The sequence below is a fragment of the Sulfurivirga caldicuralii genome (assembly GCF_900141795.1).
Classification (GTDB): domain Bacteria; phylum Pseudomonadota; class Gammaproteobacteria; order Thiomicrospirales; family Thiomicrospiraceae; genus Sulfurivirga; species Sulfurivirga caldicuralii.
The window spans coordinates 135,480-158,209 of record NZ_FSRE01000003.1 but is presented as its reverse complement, the minus strand read 5'-3'; the positions used below and the strand labels follow the sequence as shown (position 1 = coordinate 158,209).

Sequence of the window (22,730 nt, the reverse complement as noted above, 5' to 3'; positions counted from 1 at the left end):
TACATACATGGACGCTGAACAGACATCGAGCTGGTTTGATAAGGTCAAGCATCTGTTTAACGATGAACCGGAATCCCGCGAGGACTTGCTGGAGATTCTGCGTGAGGCTGCCAAGCGTGGCCTGATTGAGACGGACGCGGAGCGCATGATCGAACGGGTCCTGTACGTCAGCGACCTGCGCGTGCGCGACGTGATGATTCCCCGTTCGAAAATGGTCTATATCGAGGATGAAGCGCCGCTGGAGGAAAGCCTGCAGCGGATTGTGGAGGAGGGTCATTCCCGTTATCCGGTGCTTAATGAAGAGCGCACAGAGGTGTTGGGCATCCTGATGAGCAAGGACGTGCTGCGCGCGCTGATTGCCGGGGAGCTGGAAGACAATGAGGCGCTGCGCAAGCTGTATCGCAAGCCAGTGTTTGTGCCCGAATCCAAGCGGCTGAATGTGATGCTGCGGGAGTTCAAGTCCGGCCGTACCCATCTGGCGCTGGTGGTGGATGAGTATGCCGAATTGTCCGGGCTGATCACCATCGAAGACGTGCTTGAAGAGATCGTGGGCGAGATCGAGGACGAGCACGATGAAGGGGCCCAGCTGGTGAAAAAGCGCAAGGGCTTCTTTGAGGTGGACGCTACCATGCCACTGGAGGACTTTAACCGCTATTTCGACACCCATTATGAATGTCCGGGTGTGGAAACCATAGGCGGATGTGTAATCTCGCGTCTGGGGCATATCCCGGAAGCGGGCGAACAGTTGGCGCTGGATGGTCTGACGCTTGAAGTGCTGAAAAGCGATGGCCGTCGCGTACAGACCATGATTGTGCGCAAAGTGAAAGATGAAGCCACCGAGGCAGCGGATGCCGCGGATCCGTCAGGCGATTAAACACCCCTTTCAGTGGTTCGCTGCGGCACTGCGACCTGATCGCCAGGGGCTTGCAGCAGCCGCGTTCGGCGCGATGGCAGCTTTTGCCTTCGCGCCGTTTTCTTTTGCGCCACTGGCGCTGCTGGCGCAGGCAGGTCTGTTCTGGTTATGGTTGAAAACCGACACGTCGGGTCAGGCGGCGCGGCTGGGGTTGTGGTTCGGTCTCGGCCTGCATGCGGTGGGCAGCAGCTGGCTGTATAGCAGCCTGTATGTATATGGCCAGACGCCACTGTGGCTGACGCTGATCAGCGTCGCGCTGTGGGTGCTGTATCTGAGCCTCTTTCCGGCGCTGGCGGGCTGGATTGCGCGTATTTTCTTCAGTCCACGATTCCCGGTCATCAGTCTGCTGACGCTGTTTCCTGCAGCATGGGTGCTGAGTGAGCTCATCAAGCAGCATCTGTTCGGCGGTTTTCCCTTTCTGCAGATGGGCACCAGCCATGTGCTGACGTGGCTGGACGGCTATGCACCGGTTTTTGGGGGGCTGGGGGTGAGTTGGGCGCTTGCTCTCAGTGCCGCAGCCCTGGTGTGGCTGGTGCGCAACGGCGCGTGGATGGGCGCAGCGTTCATTTTTGCGGTGGTCTGGCTGGGTGGCGGACTGTTGCAGGATATCAAGTGGACGCAGCCAGTCGGGGATCCTGTGGATGTGGCCCTGTTGCAGGGTAATATTCCCCAGGACAAAAAGTGGCAGCCGGATCAGTTCATGCCGACGCTGAAGCGCTACATAAAGATGACGCGTGAGAACCTGGGCGCAGATGTGATCGTGTGGCCCGAGACGGCCGTGCCTGCCTTCTTTGATCTGGTAGAGCGGGGCGCATTGAAGACGTTTATCCGCGATGCTCGCCTGATTCACAAGCCCATTCTGGTGGGCAGTATCTGGCGGGACGTGGAAAAGCGTCGGTATTACAACGCGCTGATCAATGTGGGCAGTGATCCGTATCAGGTGTATCGCAAGTATCATCTGGTGCTGATCGGCGAATACTACCCGTTTTCGGACTGGCTCAAGCCGCTGTTTGACCTGTGGAACATTCCCTTCGATCAGTTCAGCCCGGGACCGTTTCCGCCCGAGCCCATGAAGCTGGGCGACCATCATGCCGGCATGGCCATCTGTTTCGAGACCATGTTTGGGCATGAACTGGCGGCGCAGTTGCCGCAGGCCGACTACTTCATCACCGTGAGCAACGATGCATGGTTTGCGCATACGCTGGAGCCGGCACAGGCGCTGCAGGATGTGCAGATGCGCGCCATCGAGCTGGGGCGCCCCTTTGCGCGAGCCACCAACACGGGCTACACTGCCGTGGTTGACCACAACGGCCACATCGTCAAGCAACTGGCACCGTACAAACAAGGCGCCTTGCGGGCGACCCTGCAGCCGCGTCAGGGCATGACGCCCTTTGCACGCTGGAAGGAGCTGCCGGTTTTGCTACTGTTATTGCTGGTATTTGGCGTGGTGCTGGGCGATCGTTACCTGCGGCGAGCCGTGTAAATTTTTCTTGCATCGGTCGATAAGATGTAAGAACATTAAAGTTAACTTTATCATTCAATATGGTTGAATGGATTTGATAGAGTGTTGGCACGCCTTGTACTGTACACTTCACAAAAGCCATTTCAATCTATCAAGGAGCAGGTGATGAAAGGCACAACCACGCTGTCCGTTTTATTGACCATGATACTTAGTGGGGCAGGTTATGCCCAAACAGATGAGCCCCATGCGCCGCTCAAAGCCCCCATGAAGCCGGATACGCTCAAAAAATACTATGTCGATCTGGATCGTGATGGAGTCGTGGATGTGCTGGATGAATGCCCCAACACGCCCAAGGGGGTCAAGGTGGATCTGCTGGGCTGCGAGATAGACAGCGACAACGATGGCGTGCCGGATTCAAAAGATATGTGCCCGAATTCGCCTGCGGGGACCAAGGTCAATCTTGTGGGCTGTGTGGGCGATGATGATCAGGATGGCGTTCCCAATGATCGAGATGCCTGTCCGCATACCATTCTGGGCAAAAAGGTTGATGCCAAGGGTTGTGCACATGACGATGTTTCATCCCATGCCCAGGCAGCTCCTTTGGAGGAAGCGCCACTGGAAAGCAAGCCGCTGAAGGAGGTTGAGCACGGCGATGCGGTGACAGTCAGTTTGCATTTGCGCTTCCCGACGGGAGAGTATCACCTGAGTGCGGCGCAAAAGCAGAAGATACGCGATGCCTTTGCCAAGTTGAAAGCGCTGGAAGGCGATCAGGTCCTGCTGATTGAGGGCCATACCGATGCCATTGGCTGCCAGGATGATAACCTGAAGCTCTCCTGGAACCGGGCGGAGGCGGTTCGCCAGTTCCTGGTTAATGAGCGCTATTTGCCTGCAAGCAAAATCTATATTGTTGGCTGGGGCGAGAATAAGCCTGTTGCAGATAATTATGATGTGGCTGGCCGTGCCCAAAATCGTCGTGTGGACATGAGTGTCGTCAGTCCTGATGCCTTGCCGGCTGAGGCCGTGCATGAGATTCCGGATGACATGCGTGGCTATGTCCGTCGTCCCGGCCGTTGCCCATTGCCGGACAGCAAGTAAAGAAAAGCAGTGCTGCGTGCAACGTTTGCCATCGCCATCGTTGTGGCGACAACATTTGGGTGGGCTCGTCTTGCAAGCGGGCCACCCGTTGTTGTTTCCCCGGCAACCATTCAGAAAGTGGAAAAGCGTTATGGAAAGCCGGCGGCAGATCGGCTCAGAGCCTGGCAGCGCTTGGTTGAAAAGGGGTGGGGCAAGCCAGAGTTGGAGCAGCTGAAACTGGTTAATGATTTTTTCAATAATCGCATTTTTACGACTGACCGACGCCTGTGGCACAAGGAAGATTACTGGGCAACACCTGTTGAATTTCTGATAAAAAATGCCGGAGACTGTGAAGACTTTGCCATTGCAAAGTACTTTACCTTGAGGAAGTTGGGCGTCCCAGACAGCAAACTTCTGTTGACCTACGTTAAGGCTATTCGCCTTAATCAGGCCCACATGGTGCTCACCTATTACAAAACTCCTCGCTCAGTCCCCCTGGTTCTCGACAATATCAATCCCCGTATTCTGCCCGCTACGAAACGCCCTGATCTGGTGCCCATCTATACCTTCAATGGTGGCGGACTGTGGTTGGCAAAACAGCGTGGAAAAGGTAAGTTGCTGGGTCAGAGTGGACGACTCAAAAAATGGCGTGAACTACAAACGCGTCTGGAGGGTATTAAATGAGTCTTAAAAAGCAGTTGATGCTATTTATCAATGGGGTGGTGATTGTGCTGCTGGCGGCCACCTTTTGGATCAACCTGGATAACACGCGCAGCTTTTTACAGCACCAGCTGGAATCCCATGCACAGGATACGGCGACCAGCCTGGGATTGACGCTGAGTCATGTAGCGGACCCCAACGATGTGGCGACGATGGAGACGATCATTAATGCCATTTTTGATCGGGGCTATTATCGCGAAATCACCTTGACCGATCCGGACGGAAAGGTGCTTTACAAGCGGGAAAACCCCCTCAGGATCGAAGGTATCCCCAGTTGGTTCATCAACCATATTGATCTGCATCCGGCTTCTGCCGAAGCCTATGTGGTGGCAGGCTGGATTCCCATTGGCCATGTCAAGGTGGTGAGTCATCCTGGCTATGCCTATGCGGAGTTATGGCAGAGCTTTTTGAACCTGCTGAAGCTGTTTGTCATTATTACGCTGGCATCATCAATCATCGTGCTGCTTTACCTGAAAAAACTGCTTGCGCCGCTGCAGAAGTTGGTGGACCAGGCACGTTCGATTGTGCAGCGACGCTTTGTTTATCAGAAAGAGTTGCCCAAAACGCCAGAGTTGCGTCAGGTTGTTATCGCCATCAATAGCATGGTGGAGCGTTTGAAGACCATTTTTGAGCGTGAAGCGCGACATACGGCGGAGCTGCAGAAACTGGCCTATACCGATGAGGTGACCGGGCTAGGCAACCGTGCACACTTCGAAGTGATTTTGAATTCTACCCTTTCAGATGACGCCAATGCGTTGCCCGGTTCGCTGGTCATTGTTCATCTGGACGATCTTAAAAAGATTAATTCTGAACACGGCTATCTTAAAGGCAATGCGGTCATGAAGGCCCTTGCTGACCTCTTTTCTGACCTGGCAAGCCGTTATCCCCAGAGTACACTCGCCCGTATCAATGGCGCAGAAGTGGCCATACTGCTGCCCCAGGTTCCCACTCATCAGATTGTGGAAGCAATAGAACAACGCATTCAACAGTGGCCAGAGCGTCTTAAAGATCTTTTACTCTCTCCTTCGGAAGCGGTGGTGTACGCTGCAGTGACCGATTTCAGAGCCGGCGAGCACAAGGCGGATGTGCTTGGCCGGGTGGATCATGCCTTGAAGACGGCACGCGATCGCCACCTTAAGGTTTGCGTGCAGGCAGCTGTGGCGGAAGAGAATCAGGATTTCGTCCCTGTAGTGCGGGATGCGCTCGAACGGGGGCGCCTCATTCTGCTGGGGCAGCCTACCGTGCATGCAGAGGATGCCCGGCGACTGCACGATATTGAGATTTATGCCCGTCTGCAGGATGACCAGGGCAATCTGCTGGAAGCCCGGCGATTTATCCCAGTATTGAAAGCGCTGGGAGCCGAAGGCGAATTTGACCGTCTGGTTCTTAGCAAGGTTTTTGAACACGCCAGTCGCCAGCAAAGGACTGTGCCCTTTGCGGTTAACGTAACCGAGCGCGTATTGCTGGATGGTGATCTGCAACATTGGTTGCTGCGGCAGCTAAAAACGCATCAGCGCTCCATTGCTTTTGAAATGCCGGAATATTTCCTGGAGCAGCACGCCAGCGCTTGTCAAGACTTTATGGCGCGTGTGCGTGAAGCGGGCGGACTTGTTGGTTTTGATGGTTTTGGCCGAGAACTTGGCGAACGACACGATCTGCATGCCTTGCAACCTGATTATGTCAAACTGGCCCATGGCTTTATCAAACCGCTGCTGCAAGGGGATGAGAAAACGCAGGCCTATCTGGCCAGCATTCTGGAGATGACGGAAAATCTGGGCATTGATGTCATTGCCACCGGCATCGAAAGTCAGGAGGCTGCTGAGGCCTTCAGGGTGCTGGGCTATGAATGGCTGCAGGGGCGGTATATGGCAGATGCAGAGCGATTGAATACCGATGAGTGAACCAACCCAAACCACGCCGGAAAAAGAAGAGTTTGTTGTCCCAGCCGGGGATGAGCTGCGCGATCTTTCGTTTCGTCATGATCCGCTGCTGGCCGCGATGGTGGTGGTGACCCGCCTTTTTCATCGTGAGCTGACGCCTGAATCGCTGGTGGCCGGACTGCCGCTTAATGACAAGCCCCTCACGCCGGAGCTGTTGCCGCGGGTAGCGGAGCGCGCCGGGCTCAAGGCGAAATTCAAGCGGCGCAAGCTCAGCGAACTCAACAAGCTGGTCCTGCCTGTTATTCTCATCCTGAAAAACCGCCAGGCGGTGGTGCTGACGGATATCGATCACTCCGAGGGGAAAGCCCAGCTGATTATTCCGGAGCTGGAAGAGGGCGCGCGCTGGTTTCCACTGGATGAGCTGGAAGAACAATATACCGGCTATGCCGTGCTGTTCAGCGAACAGTTCACCCCCCAGCAGAAACCGGCCAGTGATATTTCCACCTATGATGGTCACTGGTTCTGGTCCACCCTGTGGCAGAACAAGAGTGTCTATCGCGATGTCATTATCGCCAGCATTGTTATCAATATCTTTGTACTGGCCAACCCGCTTTTTATCAAGAATGTGTACGACCGTATCGTCCCCAATAACGCCATCGAATCCCTGTGGATGCTGGCGATTGGCGTGTCGGTCATGTATCTGTTTGATTTTCTGCTCAAGTACCTGCGCAGCTATTTTTTGGAGATTGCTGGCAAGAAGTCCGATATTTTGATGTCGGCGCGTCTGTTTGAGCAGACGCTCGGGCTGAAAATGAGTGAAAAGCCCGATCGGGTTGGTGTTTTTGCCAATCATCTGAAGGAATTTGACAGCATCCGTAACTTCTTCACCTCGGGCACTATCGCCAGCCTCGTGGATCTACCATTTGCCATTCTATTTATCGTGGTGATTTACTGGATTGCCGGGCCTCTCGCCTATGTGCCGGCGTTCATTATCGTGCTCGTGTTGCTCTACAGCCTGTTAATGCGTGGTCCGATTCAACGGGCTGTTGAAGCCAGCTATGCCGCTTCAGCCCAGAAGCATGCCGTTCTTATTGAAACACTGAATGCACTGGAAACCGTCAAGGCGCTGGGCCTGGAAGCCAAGTCTCAGTGGAAATGGGAGCAGGCGGTCGGTGAAATCGCCAACGCCAGTCTGCGGGCCAAAATGCTGCAGAGCAGTGTGGGGCGTTTTACCGGCTTCATGCAGCAGATGAGCACCATACTGGTGATCGTTGTCGGTGTTTATCTGATTCGCGACAACGAGATTACCATGGGGGCGCTGATTGCCTCGGTGATGCTGGCGCAGCGAGCTATTGGCCCCATGGGGCAGGTTGCCAATCTGATTACCAGCTACATGCAGACCAAAACGGCGTTGCAGCAGCTGAATGAGTTGATGAAAAAGCCTGTAGAGCGTCCGCAGGCGCAGCACTTCATACACCTGAACTCGGTGAAGGGAAAAATCGAGTTCGAGCATGTCAAGTTTGCCTATCCCAATGACAATAAGTTGGCGCTTGATGATGTCAGTTTCGTCATACAGCCCGGTGAGCGGGTGGGCATCATTGGCCGTATCGGTTCCGGAAAAAGCACCATTGCCAAGCTGATCCTTAAGCTGTATGAGCCGACGGAAGGCATGGTGCGGATTGATGATATCGATATTCATCAGATCGACCCGGCCGAGCTGCGCCGCTTTATCAACTACCTGCCCCAGGAGATACAGCTGTTCAAGGGCACGGTGTGGGAAAACATCGCCTACCGTGCGCCCTATATCAGTGATGAACGCGTGCTGGAAGCGGCAAGAATTGCTGGGGTGGACGATTTTATCCGCCAGCATCCTTCCGGCTATCATCTGGATGTGAGCGAAGGGGGCAGTTCGCTTTCTGGCGGGCAGAAGCAGAGTATTGCAGTGGCGCGGGCACTGTTGCTGGATGCGCCTATTTATATCCTTGATGAACCCACGAACGCCATGGATGCCCGTTCTGAGCAGCAGTTTCTGGCGCGCATGCAGGATCGCATAAAGGGACGCACGCTGGTGGTCATCACGCACAAAACCTCGTTGCTGACACTGGTGGATCGATTGATCGTAATGGAAAAAGGCCGGATTATCGCTGACGGACCGAAAGAGGCCATTCTCGAGTCGTTGAAGGCGCGGCAGAAGGGGAGTTCGGCATGAACGGTAGAAGGGCAGGGTCATGAGCGAGAAAATGCCTGCACCCAGGGATGACGATCTGGAATTTGTGCACAGTGTTGCCCAGGCGGCACTGGAAAAACCGACCACCAAGTCGCAGCTATTGGTCTGGTCGGTCTTCCTTCTGATCGCCGCGTTTTTGCTGTGGGCTAACTGGGCCCAGGTGGATGTGCGGGTCCAGGCCGAAGGCCGTGTCATCCCTTCTTCACAGCTGCAGGTGGTACAGAGCTTTGACGGCGGCATTGTGCGCGAAATCTTCGTCAAGGATGGAGACAAGGTGAAAAAGGGACAGGTGCTGATGCGGCTGGACCGCACGCAGTTTGCCAGTTCTTATGGGGAGAATCTGGTCAAGGAGGCTTCATTACGGGCACGGATTGCGCGCTTGCGTGCCATTGTTGAAAACAAGCCCTTAAAGCTGAAGCTGCCCAGTGACCCTCGCCTTGCTGAAATTTATCAGAATGAAATTGATCTGTACAAGCGCCAGCTAGCCCAGCTCAAGACACAGGAAAATATTCAAAGTACCAAGATCCGTCAGGCCCAGCTGGAGTTGAAGTCTGCCCAGGATCAGCGTGCCCAGCTGCAGGAAAGCTATAACCTGATTCAAAAGGAAATCCGCATTACCCAGCCACTGGTAAAGCGTGGCTATGCATCGGAAGTGGACCTGCTCAAGTTGAAGCGGGAGGCGAATGATATTCGTTCAAAACTCCAGGACGTTCAGAACACCATTCCCAAGTTGCAGGCCTCCATTCGAGAAGCGCGTGCCGAGTTGAAAAAAATCCAGCAGGAGTTCCAAAACAAGGCCCATCAGGAGCTGAATGATGCCGAGTCGGAACTGGCGGCGCTACAGGAAACCCAGAAAGCGCTGCGGGAGCGGGTACAGCGTACGGATCTGGTCAGTCCCGTTAATGGTATCGTTAAACGGGTTCTGGTGACCACCATCGGTGGCGTGGTCAAACCGGGCGACCCGGTGGTGGAAATCGTGCCCGAGGATGATGTGCTGATTATCGAAGCGCGCGTACGGCCACAGGATATCGGCTTTCTGCGCCCGGGATTGCCCGCCAAGGTTAAGTTTTCCGCTTATGACTTTGCCATTTATGGTGGACTGGAGGGTAAGGTGGTCAACATCAGTGCGGATACGATTACCGATGAAAAAGGTGACAGTTACTATCTGGTGCGTATCAAGACCGACAAAAAATACCTCGGTACCCCGGAACACCCCTTGGCGCTTTTGCCGGGCATGACAGCGACGGTAGACATTATTACTGGTAAACGGACCATTCTGCAGTATCTGCTGAATCCGATTGTCAAGGTTAAGGAAAACGCACTAAAGGAATGAGGCATGAGCAAGCCCGTCTATCTCGATCTTGAAAGCGCCAGTTTGAAATCCCACTGGGGCAAGGTCGTACCCAATGCAGAGTTATTGTCTGACAAGCGGGTGCCAGGCTCGCCCGGTATCGTGGTATTGGAAGTCAAGGCGGGCAATGACCTTGAGCCATCGGATCGTGACACCATTCAGGCACTGACTCGGCAGGGGCATCGCGTGCTGGTGACGACGCTCTATCCTTTGCCCGCCCAGGGGGTTGCCGTTATCCGGGCGGGTGGGCATGGCTATATCCATGGGCTGGCGCACCCGGATCGAATCAGGTCCGCACTGGATGCGCTGCAGAGTGGTCAGGTGTGGCTGAATGAAGAGGTGCTGTCGTCACTGGTTGCCGCACTGGCGCCTGCTGAACCGAAAATCAAATGGCCCGAAAATCTTACCCGGCGGGAGCGAGATATTGCTCAGGCGATTCTGGAAGGAAAAAGCAATGCGGAAATTGCCGAGACGCTCTTTATCGCCGAATCAACGGTTAAAACCCACATCAAGCATCTGTTTGAAAAAATGGGGGTGCATGATCGTTTGGGCCTTGTACTGAAGTTGCGGGGCGAAGCGCCGATATCTTAAGTTGGGGCAAGCTTTCATCTTTTTGTTCTTTTGGGTCAATTTTGTGGCACGGTGATTGCTTAGAAATATCCCGAAAGCAAAGAGGATGAAACCATGCGTCAATATTCCATTACTCCAATTGTATGTGGTCTGCTGATCAGTTGCTCGACGTGGGCAGATACGCTGCCGGAAGCCATCAAGGATGGCCTGAAGCTCAATCCTGAAGTACGGGCAGAGCTGGCCAAGTACCGTGCCTACCGTTACGACCTTCGCGAAGGCAAGGCCGATTACTATCTGCAGATTGACCTGAATGCCGGCATTGGCTACGAGGAATACAAGAGCCCAACGGTTAGCAAGGCCAAGGGGCTGACGCGGCAGGAGCTGGCAATCAAGCTGACGCAGAACCTGTTCCGCGGTTTTGCCACGCAGAACAATGTCAAGCGTCTGCAGGCCCGTCTCGATGCCCAGGGGCTGTATGCCGAGTCGGTCGTCAGCGACATTGCGCTGGAAATTTCCAAGGCCTATCTGGATATCCTGCGTTCGCAGGAGCTGGTGCAGCTGGGCAAGTTGAACGTGGAAAACCACAAGAAGATTTTCCAGCAGATCAAGATGCGCTTTGATTCCGGTCTTAGTGACGAAGTGGAGCTGGATCAGGCCAAGGCCCGCTATGCACTGGCCCAATCCAACCTGCTGGCGCAGAAGTCAAAACTGGCGGATGCGCTGGCACGCTATCACCGTCTGGTTGGTCATGATGCACCGCGTGAACTGAGTCTGCCAACATTTGATTACAAGATACCGCCCGATCTTGAAACTGCCATTAAGATTGCCCTGACGGATCATCCCCGTCTGCTGTCTGCCTATGCCGACGTGGCAGAAGCCAAGGCCCAGGCGTTTGCCAACAAGGGGAACTTCTACCCGACGGTCAATCTGGAAGTCGAAAAACGCTGGGATCGGAATACAAATGGTGTCAAGGGTAGCACGGAAGACTTCCAGGCCATGGTGCGCATGAACTACAACCTGTACAAGGGCGGTGCCGATGAGGCCAAATACAAGAGCACGGTTGCGCTTTATCAGCAGGCCATGGAAATTCGCAACCGCGCGCGCCGTGAGGTGATGGAGGACCTGCGCTATGCCTGGGATACCATGACCATGGCGCAGAACCAGCTGCAGTATCTGGACCAGCACATTCAGCTGACTCGTAGCACGCTACTTGGCTACCGCAAGCAATTTGCGCTGGGGCGTCGCTCACTGCTGGATCTGCTCAATACCGAAAACGAGTACAACCAGGCGCTTACCAAGATGACCGAAACCCGCTATGACCTGCTGCAGGCGCAGTATCGCGTAGTGGCGGATATGGGACATCTGCTGGACATGCTTAAAATCAACTACGATGTTAAAACAGCAGCGGAAAAGGCTGAAGTGGAGTCCAGCTATCTGAAAGAATGAGCGAAGTGTTTCTACCGCGCTAAAACCCGCCGGGACGGCGGGTTTTTTATTGGCGAGTCATGGCGTTAATCAGTGCCTCGTCGGAGAGCACCACCGGATTCCCGAGCATGGAGCCGGCGCGGCAATTCTGGATGACCGGTTCAATGGTGTCCGGGGTGATGCCATAGCGTGCCAGATTGCCGGGGCCATACTGGCGGTTGAGCGTTTCCAGTGCTTCCACCAGGGCCTCAAGTGCTTCTCGATCGTTCAGTTCGGGGCGGTGGGTCAGCAGTCGCCCCACCTGTGCGTACTTGTGCAGGGTCTGCTGGTGTGCGGGCTCGTCACTGGCCATGAGGGCACGGATGTTGGCGGCGGTCACGGGTGCCAGCAGCGCCGCGCATACGGCACCGTGCGGCGCTTCGAAGAAGGCACCGATGGGACCGGCCAGACCGTGCACGGCCCCCAGCCCGGCATTGGCGAGGGTAATGCCGGACAGCGATGCCGCCAGCATGAGCCAGCCGTAGGCATCCAGTTTCTGATAGGCGTCGCCGCGCTCGATCTGCTCAAAGGCATTGAGCCACAGCTGCATGCCGTGCCATGCCAGCGCATCGGTAATGGGGTTGGCCTTGCGCGTGGTGTAGGACTCCAGCAGTTGGGCAAAGGCGTCCATGCCGGTGCTGTGCAGCACCTCGCGGGGCAGGGTTTCGAGAAAGAGGGGGTCGAGCCAGGCCTCTTTGGCCAGCAGAGTGTCGTGGCGGAAGGACTTCTTGAATTCGCCCAGACGGGACAGGACGGCATTCTTGGTGGTTTCGGAGCCGGTGCCGGCCGTGGTGGGGACAGCCAGCCAGGGGATCGTGACACCGGGAAACAGCTTGCCGGCACCGACACCTTCCAGGTAGTCCATCACTGAAGTGCGCGTGGGTAGCAGCCCCGCGACCGCCTTGGCCGTATCCAGCACGCTGCCGCCGCCAATGCCGATGACCCAGTCCACGTCGGCCGGCGTGCGCGCCACGATAGCGTCCACCAGCTCCGGACTGGGTTCTCCGCTGACCGTTTCCACAGGGGGGTCCCCGACTTTTTTCAGATCGCGCAAAAACTGTTGTCCGAATTGGCTGGCCAGAACGCTCGGGGAGGCCACAATGAGCGGTTTTCGGCTGATTTTGGCGACATACGCGGCCAACTGATCGCGGATGCCGGGGCCAAACCGCAACGCGGGCAGCTGGGCGAGATTGAATGGGGTCAGCGAAAACGGCAGGGCGGGGATAAAGTTGTCACAGGCCATAAGGGCATCTCCGAAGAAACTTTGAATGCGCTCGCGTTGCTCGCTAGATGGTAGCAGATTCAGGGTGGGCAGCGCAGCCATAGGCACTACCAACGCATGACGTCCAACGCGAAGCGGTCGCCTTTATGCTGCAGCTCGCAGGGACAGGGCGATTCCGAACCCATTGTTGCACCACGCCCGCATGGAGCGACCCTCTCACATTCCCTGCGTCTTGTCGTCTTGAACCGGGTCGTTCCTGTTGCGACCCTTCAGCGCTTTTGCGAAGGGGCCTGCACGGGTCTTCTTCAGGCTTCCTTGCTTTGGGCCAGCATGGCTTTGAGGGTAGCCAGATGATCCATGCCCCTGGCTTTGGCGGCTTCGGGATCGCTCTGCTGACCCGGACGCCCTTCCCATTCCAGGTGTTCGTCAGGAATTTCGAATAGGAAGCGGCTGGGTTCGGGGGTGATATCCTCGCCATAGCGGCGGCGCTTGCGGGCGTAGGTGAGGGTGAGGCTGCGCTGTGCGCGGGTGATGCCCACGTAGGCGAGGCGGCGCTCCTCTTCCAGCCCCGGGGATTCCAGATTTTCGCGGTGGGGCAGCAGCTCTTCTTCCATGCCGACCAGATAGACGTGGGGGAACTCCAGCCCCTTGGCGGCATGCAGGGTCATCAGGCTGACCGCGTTGACCGCCTTTTCGCCCTGCTGGCGGTCGAGGATGTCGATCAGCGAGAGGTGGTTGATGATGTCGGCGAGGCTGAGGTCCTTCTGATCCTCTTCCTGCGCCTTGGCGATGAGGCGCTCGATCCACAGCAGCAGGTCGCGCACGTTTGCCATGCGCCGTTCCGCCTGGGCGGGGGAACTGGCGGTTTCGCGCAGCCATTCGTCGTATTCGATGTCTTCCAGCAGCTGGCGGATAAAGGGCAGCACCTCATTGCCCGCAGCGTTGTCGGCGGTCCGAATCCAGTTCATCAGCTGTTCGCCAAAGGCGTGCACGCGCTGCAGGCGGCGGGCGTCCAGTACGGCAGACAGGCCCACTTCGCTGCAGACATAGGCGAGGCAGGTGTTGCGGTTCTGGGCGTAGTGGCCCAGCTTCTGCAGGGTACCGGCACCGATTTCGCGCCGCGGCGTGTTGACGATGCGCAGAAAGGCGGCGTCGTCTTCAGGATTGACCACCAGCCGCAGGTAGGCGAGCACGTCCTTGATTTCGGCGCGATCAAAAAAGCTCTGCCCGCCGGAGACCACATAGGGGATGTTGAGTTCGCGCAGCGCTTGCTCCAGCGCGCGTGCCTGATGGTTGCTGCGGTAGAGGATGGCGTAGTCCTCCCAGCGGGTCTGGTGCTTGAACTTGTGCACCTGAATTTCCGTGGCGACCCGTTCGGCTTCGCCCTGTTCATCCTCTGTAGGCAGGACGCGGATCGGATCGCCCAGCCCAATTTCCGACCAGAGGCGCTTTTCGAACACGTGCGGGTTGTGGCTGATGAGCGCATTGGCCGCCTGCAGAATGCGGTTGGTGGAGCGGTAATTCTGCTCCAGCTTGATGACGCGCAGTTTGGGGAAATCCTGCTGCAGCAGGGCCATGTTTTCCGGCTCGGCGCCGCGCCACGCGTAGATGGACTGGTCGTCATCGCCCACCACGGTAAAGCGGGCTTCGGTGCCTACCAGCGCCTTCACCAGCGCATACTGGGCGCGGTTGGTGTCCTGATATTCGTCCACCAGCAGATAGCGCACCCGGTTCTGCCAGCGCAGGCGCACGTCGGCTTCGCTGGAGAGGATCTGCGCCGGTAAGGTGATCAGGTCGTCGAAGTCTACGGCGTTGTAGGCCTTGAGCTGCTGTTGATAGCGCAGATACATCTGTGCGTGAAACTGCTCGTTTTCGTCCTCGGCTGCAGACAGGGCTGCATCGGGCGTAATCAGCGCGTTTTTCCAGCGGGAGATGGCGTGCTGCGTGGCGGCGATCACGTCGGCATCCACCTCGTGCTTTTTCAGCAGCTCCGCCAGCAGTTTCTGCGTGTCGGCCGCATCCATGATGGTGAAGTTGGCCTTCAGGCCCACATGGTGACCCTCTTCCCGCAAAAAGCGCAGCCCCAGCGTGTGGAAGGTGGAAACATTCAGCCCCTTGGGCGGCGTATCCTGCATCAGCGCCGCTACCCGCTCCTTCATCTCCCGTGCTGCCTTGTTGGTGAAGGTGACGGCATAGATGTTGCGCGGTGAAACGCCCTTGTCCCTCACCAGGTGGGCAATCTTGAGGGTGATGACGCGCGTCTTGCCGGAACCGGCCCCGGCGATGACCAGCAGTGGGCGCTCGGTTTCCAGAACGGCCTGACGTTGTTGGGGATTGAGACTTTGCATAGGCGGCTCATTATACGGCACCGCCACTGCACCGCTGCACGCTCGCGACAGGGGCGATTTGTCCATTCTGGGCAAAAGGTGCTCTCTCGGCATACGGCCTGTGATACCGCAAGCGCTGCATTGGGCTAAAATCGCCCTTGTCCCACCAGGTTGCGGCAATATGGCCGCATCTGCCACGTTACGCGCCTTGAATTTGGCCCCACCAGACCCTGCGGCGCGCGCCTTGCATCTGCGGCCATCATGCCCCAGCAACGCGAGGCGCACAGCGGCACTGTGGCGGTACCAGGGCCCTCATCAATCAGGAGAATGGAAGAAATGGACGCAGCAACCATTGCGCAGCTGAAGCAGGACATAGTGTTTGAAACCGAACTGGCCGGTCGCTCCATGAACTTTCACAGTACCTGGGGCCTGTTCAGCCCGCGTCAGATCGACAGCGGCACGGCGCTGCTGCTCAGGCACCTGGATGTGCGCGAGGACGAGGTGGCGCTGGATATCGGCTGTGGCTATGGGCCGCTGGGGCTGGCCATTGCGGCGCAGGCACCGCGTGGCGAAGTGCATATGGTGGATAAGGATTTTGTCGCCGTGGAGTACGCCAACCGCAATGCGCAGATCAATGGGCTGGCCAATGCCCGGGCCTATCTATCCAACGGCCTCTCCCACGTGCCCGAAGGGCAGCGATTTACCACCGTGGTCTCCAACATACCGGCCAAGGTGGGCAAGGAGCTGCTGACCATTCTGCTGTGGGACAGTTATCAGCGTCTGGAACCGGGCGGGCAGATGGTGGTGGTGACCATCAATGGTCTGCGTCAGTTCATGAAGCGCTACATGGCGGAGATTTTCGGGGACTACAAGAAGGTCAAGCAGGGACGGGATTACACGGTATCGCGGGCGGTAAAGCTGGCATGAGATGTGCTTTGCGCTCTTGGAAGCAGATAAATATAAGGTGGCCGCACCCCGTGAGCGGCACCTGAAAGCAGAGAGGTGCATCTGAATCATGTTTTGCAGCAAGGAAAAGGCTCGTATTGAGCAGCTAAGTCAGGAAATCGAGCGTCTGCAGGCGGAAAAGCGGCAACTGGAGCAGCAGCTTGCCGAGGCGGCGCGGCAACAGCCTGCCGCTGTGCAGGATGAGGAAGCGACCATTACCCCCTTCTGCCGCAAAATGAGCCAGGCCTACGACAAGTTCTACGGCAGCTGCAAGGACTTTCAGGGCAGCATGACTACCATGGGTCAGCGCCTTGCCGTCGGCAAGCAGGATGTGGTCAACAGCGCCAAGCTGTCCAGTCAGGCTCAGCGGGATATTAATGACATGGGTGCGCGTATCCTCAAACTGTCGCAGGAGGCTACAGAAACGGCTGGCGCAGTGGATACGCTCAAGCAGCGTGCTGAGGAGATTGGCAGCATCCTCACCATGATCGAGGACATTTCCGAGCAGACCAACCTGCTGGCCCTGAATGCCGCCATCGAAGCGGCCCGTGCCGGGGAACACGGTCGCGGTTTTGCCGTGGTGGCGGACGAGGTGCGAGCGCTGTCGGGCCGCACAGCCAATGCCACTGCGGATATTTCCCGTCTGATTCAGCTGGTGCAGCAGGAGGTGGGCGCGGCGCGCAGAAGAATGCGTGATGTGGCCTCTGAAAGCGAACGTCTCAACGAAACAGCGCAGCAGGCCAGCCAAAACCTGGGGCAGATGCTACAGACCTCAACTCAGATCGAACAGACGGTGACGGCCGGCGCGCTACGCAGTTTTATCATGAATGCCAAGATCGACCATCTGATCTACAAGATGGAGCTGTACCGCCTGATGCTAGGCCTGCGCAATGACCTGCGGCCGGAAGATGTTGACAATCCCAAGGCGTCCCGTCTCGGCAAGTGGTATTACGAAGGCGAGGGCCGCGACTGCTACAGTCAGCTGCCGGGTTACGCGGAAATCGAGCCCATTCATAACGAGATGCACGTGCTCGGGCGCCGGTTGGTCGAGGCGTGGCTGGCCGGGGATCAGGAGCAGGCGCTGGAGACGCTGCTGCGTCTTGAAGACGTGAGCGCCCGTCTGCAGGCGGCGCTGGAGCATCTGGCATCTCAGGGGGAAGAGCGCCCGGATATCCTGTGCATGGGTGGGCACTAATTTCCTTCCTTGTGGCGCGCTACGCCGGTAGAATAGGGCTTATCGCCACGCATAAGGAATCATGATGAGCCGTTTCCCCCTGTATAGTTTTCTTGCCCTGCTATTGTTTGCCATGAGTGCGGAAGCCGCCAAGTTTGGTGGCGGGCGCAGTTTTGGCTACAAGAAGCCCATTCAATATCGTGCGCTGAATGCCAAGCCCAAGGCGGCCCCTACCTCGCCCAAGACCACAAAACCCGCTGCCAGTCAGCGGCCGCGCAGCGGTATGACTGGCTTGCTTGGCGGTCTGCTGGCAGGCGGTCTGCTGGCGGCGCTGTTCATGGGCGGTGCGTTTGATGGCATCACCCCGGGCGACATTCTGGTGCTGCTGCTCATCGGCGGCGCTATCTGGTGGTTCGTGCGCCGCCGCCGGCCCCGGCCGGCCGTCGCCGGCGGCGCGGACTATGCCGACGACGCTGCGCCGGCGTCCGCCGCCCAGCAGCGCAGTAGCCTTTCCGATGGCATCCGCATCGGCGCCAATGTGGGCGGCAGTGGTGTGAAGGAGAACAGCGTCGGCGGGGAAACCCTGCCGCCGCCTCCGCCGTGGTTTGAGGTGTCCGGTTTCGAGCAGGGCGCCGTGGACAATTTCCTCGCCGTGCAGAAGGCCTGGGATGCGGGCGATACGGAAACGCTAAAGGCCTATTGCGATCCAGCCTGTTTTGAAGCTATTGCCGAGCAGATTCGCGCCGGCGAAAACCAGACCGAGGTCGAACAGGTGACGGCGCAGGTGATCGACTGGGATTACGACAACGACCGCTTTGTGGTGTCTGTACGCTTCAGCGGTCTGGTTCGCGAAAACGGTGGCCCGGCTCACGGCTTCACCGAGGTATGGCATGTGGCAAAACCGGCAGACGGATCGGGCGACTGGAAGATTATCGGAGTGCAGCAGCTGTAAGGCGCAGGGAGGCGCGATGAAACGTTGGCTGAGCATGGCCGTTCTGACCCTGGGGCTGATGCTGAGCGGGTGCGGCCAGGAGAAGCTTCACATCAAATCGGTCAGGTTCGTGGATGTGGACAGGGGCTCGGGCCTGTTTGACCGTGCCATTGAAATCTGCTTCGACAAGCCGGTGGAATCGGAATACTGGCATCGTGTCATCTTCATGTCCAAGGATGGGGTCAAGTTTGAAGGCGAAGGCATCATCAAGCCGCTGGCCACAGCAAAAGACCCCCGCTGTCAGGTCAAGATCATCTACATGTACATCAACAAGAATTCGCCCCCCAATGCGCGGGTGCTGGTGCACGACCATATCAAACAGGGCAATATCGCCCAGTTGCTTATCCAGCTCTATCCGCACAAGCCGGAAAGCGACAAGGCGGTACCCATGGATGAAAAGCTCTTCCGCGACCTGTAGAAGCCGCAGCGTATAACGGCTAAGCAGCGTATAACGGCTAAAAAGTGCCGTGGCGAGAGTGGCTGCAAAGTTGCCACGGCTTCGACCGTTCAGAGGTGTTGCGCAGGTGCTGACGTTCCACAGCCCGCAAATGGCTCAACCCGCCGCATGGCGGGTTTTTTATGGGCATGTGCCTGCGCATGACGGTGGCCGGTTCAGGGGGGCTGCCGGCCTGGCGGGAACGCCCTAAACGGAGAATGCATGACGTGATGGAAAACATAATGGCCTTGCCGCGCGCGTGGGGCGGGGCGGTGATGCGCGCTGACTTCAAGGCGCAGCTGGAGGACTTTGAGGTCATCGAACAGCTGCCGTTTGTGCTGGACGGCGCGGGCGAGCACTTGTGGCTGTGGGTGGAAAAGCGCGGCGCCAACACCGAGTGGGTGGCACGTCAGCTGGCGCGTTGGGCCGATGTGCCCCTACGGGATGTGGGCACGGCAGGGCTGAAGGATCGCCACGGCGTCACCCGGCAGTGGTTCAGCATCTGGTTGCCGGGCCGCGCCGAGCCCGATAGTTCACCCGAGATAGACGGTGTGCATGTGCTTGAACAGGTGCGCCACGGGCGCAAGCTGCAGACGGGTGCCTTGTCCGGCAACCGCTTTGTGATTACCCTGCGCAATGTGGTGGGTGATCGCTCGGCAATCGATGCTCGCCTGCAGCAGCTGGCAACAAAAGGCTTTCCCAATTATTTCGGGCCGCAGCGCTTCGGCCATGACGGTGCCAACTGGGCGCGGGCGCTGGCGTGGGTCGGTGCCGGCATGCCCAGGGTCAAGCCCGCGCAGCGCAGCCGACATCTTTCCGTGCTGCGCAGCGGCGCCTTCAACGCGGTGCTGGCGGCACGGGTGCAGCAAGGTAGCTGGAACCGCTTCATGGCTGGGGATGTGCTGCAGCTGGACGGCTCCAAGCGTGTCTTTGCCGATGACAACAGTGCCGAGCTGGCTCTGCGCGTGCAGCAGAAGGATCTGCATCCCACCGGTCCGCTGCCGGGGGAAACACCTTCGCTTGCGCAGGGGGAAGTGCTGGGACTTGAGCAGGCCGTGCTGGCCCCATTTGAGCTGGAACCCGTCTGGCGGGCGACACGCATGAAGTCAGCGCGACGGGCGCTGCGCGCCGTGGCGCAGGAGCTGACATGGGTGTGGCTGGATGCGCACATGCTGCAGCTGCGCTTTTTTCTGCCGGCGGGCCGCTATGCCACTGCGCTGTTGCGCGAACTGATGGACGATGACCGGCTGAGCGACCCTGCAGTATAGGGGGTCTCTGACCTTTTCGATGCGCAAAAAATTGGCTCGCAAAAAAGTCGGGGACCCCCACTTCCACAGCCGTCTGCGAGGGAATTTTGGTGTGTTTCACCTGCTGGTGCGTGCATAGGTTTACGCTGACTGGATTTGTTTCGGGATTCGCAGTAATCGACAGGTCTTGCTAAAGTCTGGCTCTGGCGGGCAGAATTTTTCCCCGCATACAAAAAACCCGCCGAAGCGGGTTTTTTGCGGGGTTTGAAGCCGATCTTATACGGAGTAGTACAGATCGAACTCCAGCGGGTGAGTGGTCATGCGCAGTTGCGTGACGTGCTCCATCTTCAGGTTGATGTAGTCGTCGATCATTGCGTCGGTGAACACGCCACCGGCCTTCAGGAACGCACGATCCTTGTCCAGCGCATCCAGTGCTTCTTCCAGGGAGGCGCACACCTTGGGAATGGCCGCTTCTTCTTCCGGCGGCAGGTCGTACAGATCCTTTTCCGCCGCCTCGCCCGGATCGATCTTGTTGAGGATGCCGTCCAGACCGGCCATCAGGCAGGCTGAGAATGCCAGGTAAGGGTTGGCGCTGGGATCGGGGAAGCGCAGTTCCACGCGGCGCGCCTTCGGGTTGGGTGCATACGGAATGCGGATGGACGCAGAGCGGTTCTTGGCGGAGTAGGCCAGCAGAATGGGCGCCTCGAAGCCCGGGACCAGACGCTTGTAGGAGTTGGTGCCAGGGTTAGTGAAGGCGTTCAGGGCGCGGGCGTGCTTGATCAGACCGCCGATGTACCACAGGGCTTCCTGCGACAGGCCGGCGTAGAGATCGCCGGCGAAGATGTTCTTGCCATCCTTGCTGAGGGACTGGTTGATGTGCATGCCGCTGCCGTTGTCGCCGACGATGGGCTTGGGCATGAAGGTGGCGGTCTTGCCGTGGGCGTCTGCGGTGTTGTGCACCACATACTTGAGCATCTGCACTTCGTCAGCCTTGTTCACCAGCGTGTTGCCGGCTACGCCGATTTCACATTGACCGGCGGTGGCCACTTCGTGGTGATGCGCTTCCACGCGCAGACCGATCTGCTCAAGCAACGTGCACATGTCGGCGCGGATTTCATGCAGTTGATCCACCGGCGGAACGGGGAAGTAGCCGCCCTTCACACTGGGGCGGTGGCCGATGTTGCCGTTTTCATAAACCTTTTCACTGCTCCAGTCGGCTTCCTGTGCGTCGATTTCATAGAAGGCCTTGCCCATCTGCAGGCCCCAGCGCACGCTGTCAAAGATGAAGAATTCGGGCTCAGGTCCAAAGAAAGCCGCATCGGCGATGCCGGTGGATTTCAAATAGGCTTCCGCTTTTTTGGCGATGGAGCGGGGGTCCTTTTCGTAAGGGGTATAGTCGGTTTCCAGAATTTCGCAACGCAGCACCAGGGTGGTATCGTTGGTGAACGGATCCAGGAAATAGTTTTCAGCGGTGGGCATCAGCACCATGTCGGAGTCATTGATGCCTTTCCAGCCTTCGATGGAAGAACCGTCGAAATTGTGCCCTTCGGTGAACATGCTTTCGTCGGCCTCATGCGCTGGAATGGTGACGTGTTGTTCCTTGCCGTGGGTGTCGGTGAAGCGAAGATCAACCCATTTAACGTCGTTTTCCTTGATAAAGTTGAGGGCGTCCTGAGACATAGGGCCTTTTCCTTTTGGTTGGTTGAACGTAAGAGTGAAAAATTCGTCTCCCAATGTTAGCGAACCCCATGCCAGATTGCCAGTTAAAAATTCTTATGCGTGCAAGCGATTGAAATCGCAGGGATAATGAAGGGGGTGGTGCCTGTTTCAGCAGATTGCACCGGGGCGGCGATGCTGTGGGGTGGTGAATACATGCACCAAGTTGGTGCAGGTGTCGCGACACAGAAATGTCATAAAACCACTGGTAAACTGTTTAAAAATAAACCCCAAATTTGAGGAGAAACCCCATGCGAGCCAGTCCGAGCAGTTTCAAGAGCCACTCTTTGCAATCCTACAACCGCGACCTTGAGGCGCTGATGAACCATATCCTCGAGCTGGGCGGGCTGGTGGAAAAACAGCTCGACCTGGCAGTGTCGGCCATGCAGCTGGGCGATGTGGAAAAGGCCAAGGAAGTCCGTCAGCTGGATCGCCTGATCAATGAAACCGAGCAGAACACCGACAAGGCGGCCATTCAGCTGGTGGCACGTCATCAGCCAGCCGCCTCAGATCTGCGTCTGATCATCAGTTCTCTGCGCATTGGTATCGATCTGGAGCGTGTGGGTGACGAGGTGGTCAAGCTGGCGCGCATGGTGGAGTTTTATGAGCGCATGGGCGGTGAATGTTCACAGCTGAAGATCGGTTCGGACTTTTATCGCCTGGTGGATATGGCGCGGGAGATGCTCAAGCGTGCGCTGGATGCCTATGCGCGTCTGAACATGAAAGAGGCGGTCGGCCTGCTGGAGGATGAGGAGCGGGCGGATGAACTCTACAAGCGGATCATCGATGCGGTGAAGGCGGAAATGCACGAAAACCCCGCTGTAAAGCTCGGCTGCTATCTGGAATTTGTCAATGTGGTCAAGGCGGTTGAGCGCATGACGGACCATCTGGCCAATGTGGCGGAAAGCATTATTTACATCATTAATGGTCGCGATGTGCGCTCGCCCGACCACGACATGATCGAGAAGTTGGCGAGCGAGGCTGGAGAAGCGCCGCAGGCGGACGAGTAGG

18 protein-coding genes are annotated in these 22,730 nt (G+C 57.4%); 15 read left to right on the top strand and 3 right to left on the bottom strand.

Annotated features, from left to right (window positions below):
* Window positions 1–7: 7 nt before the first annotated feature.
* From BUQ81_RS06550 to BUQ81_RS06510, 9 genes are all read left to right on the top strand, one after another.
* Complete coding sequence (locus tag BUQ81_RS06550) at window positions 8–874, top strand: HlyC/CorC family transporter (RefSeq protein WP_074201595.1); 867 nt, start codon at window positions 8–10, stop codon at window positions 872–874.
* The gene (gene lnt, locus BUQ81_RS06545) at window positions 849–2,396 is read left to right on the top strand and encodes an apolipoprotein N-acyltransferase (protein ID WP_074201594.1); all 1,548 of its coding nucleotides are present in this window, start codon (window positions 849–851) and stop codon (window positions 2,394–2,396) included. Before BUQ81_RS06550 ends, lnt begins: the two co-directional genes overlap by 26 nt.
* A gap of 144 nt (window positions 2,397–2,540) precedes the next feature.
* Window positions 2,541–3,470, top strand: a complete 930-nt coding sequence (locus BUQ81_RS06540; protein WP_074201593.1) for an OmpA family protein — start codon at window positions 2,541–2,543, stop codon at window positions 3,468–3,470.
* 9 nt (window positions 3,471–3,479) lie between these two features.
* Window positions 3,480–4,133, top strand: a complete 654-nt coding sequence (locus BUQ81_RS06535) for a transglutaminase-like cysteine peptidase (protein WP_084188285.1) — start codon at window positions 3,480–3,482, stop codon at window positions 4,131–4,133.
* Window positions 4,130–6,070, top strand: a complete 1,941-nt coding sequence (locus BUQ81_RS06530; RefSeq protein ID WP_074201592.1) for a bifunctional diguanylate cyclase/phosphodiesterase — start codon at window positions 4,130–4,132, stop codon at window positions 6,068–6,070. The genes BUQ81_RS06535 and BUQ81_RS06530 overlap by 4 nt, the downstream gene beginning before the upstream one ends.
* On the top strand, window positions 6,063–8,258 hold the full coding sequence (locus tag BUQ81_RS06525) for a type I secretion system permease/ATPase (protein WP_084188284.1): 2,196 nt from the start codon (window positions 6,063–6,065) through the stop codon (window positions 8,256–8,258). The genes BUQ81_RS06530 and BUQ81_RS06525 overlap by 8 nt, the downstream gene beginning before the upstream one ends.
* A 19-nt stretch (window positions 8,259–8,277) precedes the next feature.
* On the top strand, window positions 8,278–9,609 hold the full coding sequence (locus BUQ81_RS06520) for an HlyD family type I secretion periplasmic adaptor subunit (protein ID WP_074201591.1): 1,332 nt from the start codon (window positions 8,278–8,280) through the stop codon (window positions 9,607–9,609).
* A gap of 3 nt (window positions 9,610–9,612) precedes the next feature.
* A complete protein-coding gene (locus tag BUQ81_RS06515; protein WP_074201590.1) occupies window positions 9,613–10,218 on the top strand; it encodes a response regulator transcription factor in 606 nt (201 codons plus the stop codon).
* Window positions 10,219–10,311: 93 nt separating this feature from the next.
* The gene (locus BUQ81_RS06510; protein ID WP_074201589.1) at window positions 10,312–11,643 is read left to right on the top strand and encodes a TolC family outer membrane protein; all 1,332 of its coding nucleotides are present in this window, start codon (window positions 10,312–10,314) and stop codon (window positions 11,641–11,643) included.
* Window positions 11,644–11,689: 46 nt separating this feature from the next.
* On the opposite strand, the gene BUQ81_RS06505 is transcribed toward BUQ81_RS06510, so the two are convergent.
* Both BUQ81_RS06505 and BUQ81_RS06500 read right to left on the bottom strand, forming a co-directional pair.
* Window positions 11,690–12,904 (bottom strand): iron-containing alcohol dehydrogenase, encoded by a 1,215-nt coding sequence (locus BUQ81_RS06505; RefSeq protein ID WP_074201819.1) that lies wholly within the window; start codon window positions 12,902–12,904, stop codon window positions 11,690–11,692.
* Window positions 12,905–13,188: 284 nt separating this feature from the next.
* A complete protein-coding gene (locus BUQ81_RS06500) occupies window positions 13,189–15,231 on the bottom strand; it encodes a UvrD-helicase domain-containing protein (protein ID WP_084188283.1) in 2,043 nt (680 codons plus the stop codon).
* Window positions 15,232–15,546: 315 nt separating this feature from the next.
* Here BUQ81_RS06500 and BUQ81_RS06495 point away from each other — a divergent pair, with 315 nt between their 5' ends.
* The 5 genes from BUQ81_RS06495 (at window position 15,547) to truD (ending at window position 20,024) form a co-directional block, all read left to right on the top strand.
* Complete coding sequence (locus BUQ81_RS06495; protein WP_074201818.1) at window positions 15,547–16,137, top strand: class I SAM-dependent methyltransferase; 591 nt, start codon at window positions 15,547–15,549, stop codon at window positions 16,135–16,137.
* Between the two features lie 88 nt (window positions 16,138–16,225).
* On the top strand, window positions 16,226–17,350 hold the full coding sequence (locus BUQ81_RS06490) for a methyl-accepting chemotaxis protein (RefSeq protein WP_074201587.1): 1,125 nt from the start codon (window positions 16,226–16,228) through the stop codon (window positions 17,348–17,350).
* A 64-nt stretch (window positions 17,351–17,414) separates the two neighbouring features.
* Window positions 17,415–18,281 (top strand): Tim44 domain-containing protein, encoded by an 867-nt coding sequence (locus tag BUQ81_RS06485; protein ID WP_074201586.1) that lies wholly within the window; start codon window positions 17,415–17,417, stop codon window positions 18,279–18,281.
* Window positions 18,282–18,297: 16 nt separating this feature from the next.
* Entirely contained in the window at window positions 18,298–18,738 is a 441-nt protein-coding gene (locus BUQ81_RS06480) for a hypothetical protein (RefSeq protein ID WP_074201585.1), read from the top strand.
* Window positions 18,739–18,998: 260 nt separating this feature from the next.
* The gene (gene truD / locus BUQ81_RS06475; RefSeq protein WP_234947379.1) at window positions 18,999–20,024 is read left to right on the top strand and encodes a tRNA pseudouridine(13) synthase TruD; all 1,026 of its coding nucleotides are present in this window, start codon (window positions 18,999–19,001) and stop codon (window positions 20,022–20,024) included.
* Between the two features lie 255 nt (window positions 20,025–20,279).
* On the opposite strand, the gene glnA is transcribed toward truD, so the two are convergent.
* Complete coding sequence (glnA, locus tag BUQ81_RS06470; protein WP_074201584.1) at window positions 20,280–21,683, bottom strand: type I glutamate--ammonia ligase; 1,404 nt, start codon at window positions 21,681–21,683, stop codon at window positions 20,280–20,282.
* Window positions 21,684–21,970: 287 nt separating this feature from the next.
* Between glnA and phoU the strand changes: the two genes are divergently transcribed.
* On the top strand, window positions 21,971–22,729 hold the full coding sequence (gene phoU, locus BUQ81_RS06465; RefSeq protein ID WP_074201583.1) for a phosphate signaling complex protein PhoU: 759 nt from the start codon (window positions 21,971–21,973) through the stop codon (window positions 22,727–22,729).
* The last annotated feature ends 1 nt before the right edge of the window (window position 22,730 follow it).